The sequence below is a fragment of the Streptococcus sp. 1343 genome (assembly GCF_013277355.1).
GTDB lineage: Bacteria > Bacillota > Bacilli > Lactobacillales > Streptococcaceae > Streptococcus > Streptococcus pseudopneumoniae.
This window is the reverse complement of record NZ_VMMT01000104.1, coordinates 1-3501: the sequence shown is the minus strand read 5'-3', so window position 1 is coordinate 3501 and position 3501 is coordinate 1. Positions and strand designations below refer to the sequence as shown.

Here is a 3501-nt window from a genome sequence, read left to right as displayed (position 1 = left end):
GAAACTAAGCAACTATAACATTTTCCAAGGTAAATAATTAGAATGGTGTTCTAATACAGACACACCTAATTTACCTTTATTATATTTTATAGACCTACTAAGTAAGTTATAAGCCTCCGTAGCACTTTTAGTGAAAAGCACATTGTAGTTACTGGCACTTAGAAAATTTTTAATTTTTTTCTTAACAGCCTCATATTCATTAGAAAAAATTAAATCATTTTTTGAATTATGTCTCTTAATGTTTATTGGAATTCCTGAATAAACTTCTGTTAATTTATTAACAACAGCTTTTGGCTTGGGAACTGTAGCTGCATTATCAAAATAAATAATATCTGATGTTTGAAAAGAAAATAAATTCCTCAACATATTTCACCACTTTGAAAATCTACTACCATTAAAAATTTCTACTTCCTAAGATTTAAAATTCGATTTATGTAATACATTGTATTGGCACATCTTTTGGGAAATACAACTGGACCATTTAATACTACTACAGAAACTTCATCACTACTATGGCTTCTGCTGACTTCTCATGATTCCTTGTTACTATGCTTTAGGCGCTCATGAAACCTCACGGGATCAGTCCTAGATCTTTCTTCCTTTATAACAGAGGACGTTAAAAGGTTACAGTGAAAATAGGAAATCGGACGCAGAATCTTTGGACTCTAGGAAGATTTATCTTTTTCACACAAACCTTAGTCCGAATTCAATTACTTTCATGACTTACAGATATAAGTTACGACTACCTATTTGGACTTTAGAGGTCTTGGCTATCTCATCTGCTAGATAGGCTTTCCTAGCACCTCTCTGTTCCTAGAACCAGGATTTCGCTATTCTTTCCTCTAACGGTTTTTATTCTAACGTCAGGGTCTATCTCCAGACCGTCTTCGTCCGCTACCTCACGATAGTCAGGATTGAGGGTCGCTATTAGGTTCATCGGTAGCTAGTGCCCACAGAGGACTTGTTCCTCAGATGTAGGCCATGACCCGTCGTACCTAAAAAACTATCCGACCTTAACTTAAGACCAGATAGTTCATCATTTTTATTTTTCAGCTGTAAGGGCAGCCATTGTGATGTAGTTGTATGGTTTGTTGAAGTGTGGCAAGAAGAAGAGGTCTGTCAATGCCAATTTATCAATTGTTACATGCTCTTGGACAGCAAGTGAGAACATGTGAATTCCCATGCTGATTGAAATATCGTGTGAAACCATTTGGGCACCAAGAATTTCACGGCTATCTTTGTCAAAGACAATCTTAATCGCTACTTCATGGTTATCGTGTTTCATGAATTCTGGTTTTTGAAGATCGTTAAATCCTGTCTCAGTCGCATTGTAACCTGCAGCTTTTGCTTTTTCAAGAGTCAAACCAGTTGAAACCATGTGAAGACCATAGATTGAGATACCGTTTGAACCTTGAACACCGATTCCTTCCAATTCATGTCCACAAGCATTGTAGGCACCAACGATACCAGTACGAACTGCGTTTGAAGCAAGGGCGATGTAGCTTGTGTCTTTACGAGCATTATCATAGACAGTCGCACAGTCACCAACTGCAAATACACCTGGAATTGAAGTTTCTTGTTTCTTATCTACAAGGAAAGCACCATTTCGGAAGAGTTCAATCTTACCGTCAGCAAGAGCTGTGTTAGGACGGAAACCAACCGCAAGAACAACCATATCCACATCAAAAGTTTCTTTATCGGTAATCAAGCGTTCAACTTTACCGTCACCTTCGATTGCTTTAACAGTTTGACCAAGAGCCAAGCGGATGTTGTGGTCTTCCAAGTTCTTCGCCATCATTTGTGTAAAGTCTTTGTCATAGTAACCGTTCAAGACAGTATCAACGATATCGACAAGGACAACTTCTTTTCCAAGACGCTCAAAGGCTTCAGCAAGTTCAACACCAATGTAACCACCACCAACAACGGCGATACGGTCAAGGTGTTGGCTCTTGTCAGCAAGTTTATTGATCACTTCTTCAGCGTTTTGGTACAATTTCACGAATTGTACGTTTTCAAGAGTTGCTTTAAATTCGCGGTTTCCTTTAAGAATTTCAACACCTTCTATTGGTGGCAAGATTGGTGTAGAACCTGTAGCGAAAATCAATTTCTCGTATGATTCTTTGTGCTCTTTTCCTTCAACTTCGGCTGTGACTACTTTGTTATCATAGTCGATTGAAAGAACAGGTGAGTTCATGTAAACCTTAGCACCTTTAGCTTCCAATTTTTCTTTATCAGAATAGAACAAGCCTTCAGCACCGTCAATTTGATTACCAATCCAAAGAGCCATTCCACACCCTAGGAAAGAGATGCTAGAGTTTTGGTCAAATACAACAATTTCGTTCTCATTTCCAAAATTATCCAACATAGTATTAATACATGCTGTACCAGCATGGTTAGCACCGACTACAACAATTTTACTCATAAAAAATTTCCTACTTTCATTCTAAATTTACCTTACTAGTATACCATTTATTGTCAGCGTTTACCAGAGGTTTGCTATTACTTTATCATTTTTTATCAAAAACAATTCTCCATTTATCCTAATTTCAAGCCTAATGAATTTTTTTAAGCATATTTCTTGACTTTTTCCAAATTTAATTTATGAAAATTCTAGCTTTATGGTATTATAATAACATGAAAATAAAATACAAGGTCTTCCATTTATATAATTATTTGATATTGCAACTTATTTTCTACAAAAGAAAAAAGTTGCTAGCTTGCCTCTTCGTTCACATTCTGAACTCCTAACGGGAACCACTATCACTATTTCATTAGTTAATGAGTGAGCAGATATCTTACTCTAAAAATCCTTTGATTTGCTCAAAAAGCTTGAATACCATTTCAATGCCAATAGTCAAGAATCTGAGTTGATGGAAATCAATTATCAAGCAGGAATAGCCCCCGTCACTGTTCATCCAGACCTGTTTGAACTGATTTCACTTGGTTTAGAGCATAGCCTAGCACTCTATAGCCAGCTCAACATCAGTATTGATCCCCTAATTCAAACCTGGCGCATTGGTTTTTCAGATGCCAAAGCTGCACAACCTCAAGAAATTGAAGCGGTGCTGTCTCTAATCAATCCTCATGATATCGAGTTAGATTCTTCTACTTCCATTGTATTCTTAAAGCAGAAAGGAATGAAAATCGATTTAGGTTGTTTAGTCAAGGGTTATAGTGCAGATAAAGGGTGCCCAATTTCTTAGAAAAGAGGGTATGACTTCTGCCTTGATCAATCTGGGAGGGAGTATCCTGACCATTGGAAAAAATCAGGCAAGAGGGGATAACCCTTGGCAAATCGAGATTCAAGATTCAGCCAATCCGAGGGGAAATCACTTAATGACCATTCCCGTTGTCAATCAATCTGTCGTGACTTCAGGCATTTATGAACGTCACCTGACAGTCGATGGACAAGATTACCATCACATTTTTGACAATAGACTTCCTGCAAAACTAGAATCCTAGTTCATGATTGATAATACCAACAATCAAATTCATTCGTAA

2 protein-coding genes and 1 pseudogene are annotated in these 3501 nt (G+C 37.2%); 1 reads left to right on the top strand and 2 read right to left on the bottom strand.

What is annotated here, in order from left to right; genetic code table 11:
• Positions 1-12 precede the first annotated feature (12 nt).
• Both HT709_RS11410 and HT709_RS11405 read right to left on the bottom strand, forming a co-directional pair.
• Complete coding sequence (locus HT709_RS11410) at positions 13-366, bottom strand: aminotransferase class V-fold PLP-dependent enzyme (RefSeq protein WP_000945719.1); 354 nt, start codon at positions 364-366, stop codon at positions 13-15.
• Between the two features lie 676 nt (positions 367-1042).
• Entirely contained in the window at positions 1043-2422 is a 1380-nt protein-coding gene (locus HT709_RS11405; RefSeq protein WP_000036802.1) for an FAD-dependent oxidoreductase, read from the bottom strand.
• Between the two features lie 295 nt (positions 2423-2717).
• Between HT709_RS11405 and HT709_RS11400 the strand changes: the two are divergent.
• A pseudogene (locus tag HT709_RS11400) lies at positions 2718-3438 on the top strand (FAD:protein FMN transferase); the annotation flags it as partial.
• Positions 3439-3501 lie beyond the last annotated feature (63 nt).

Bases quoted from the DNA above. Each gene is read 5' to 3' on its own strand.
- HT709_RS11410 (WP_000945719.1), bottom strand. From the start codon at position 366: ATGTTGAGGAATTTATTTTCTTTTCAAACATCAGATATTATTTATTTT.
- HT709_RS11405 (WP_000036802.1), bottom strand. From the start codon at position 2,422: ATGAGTAAAATTGTTGTAGTCGGTGCTAACCATGCTGGTACAGCATGT.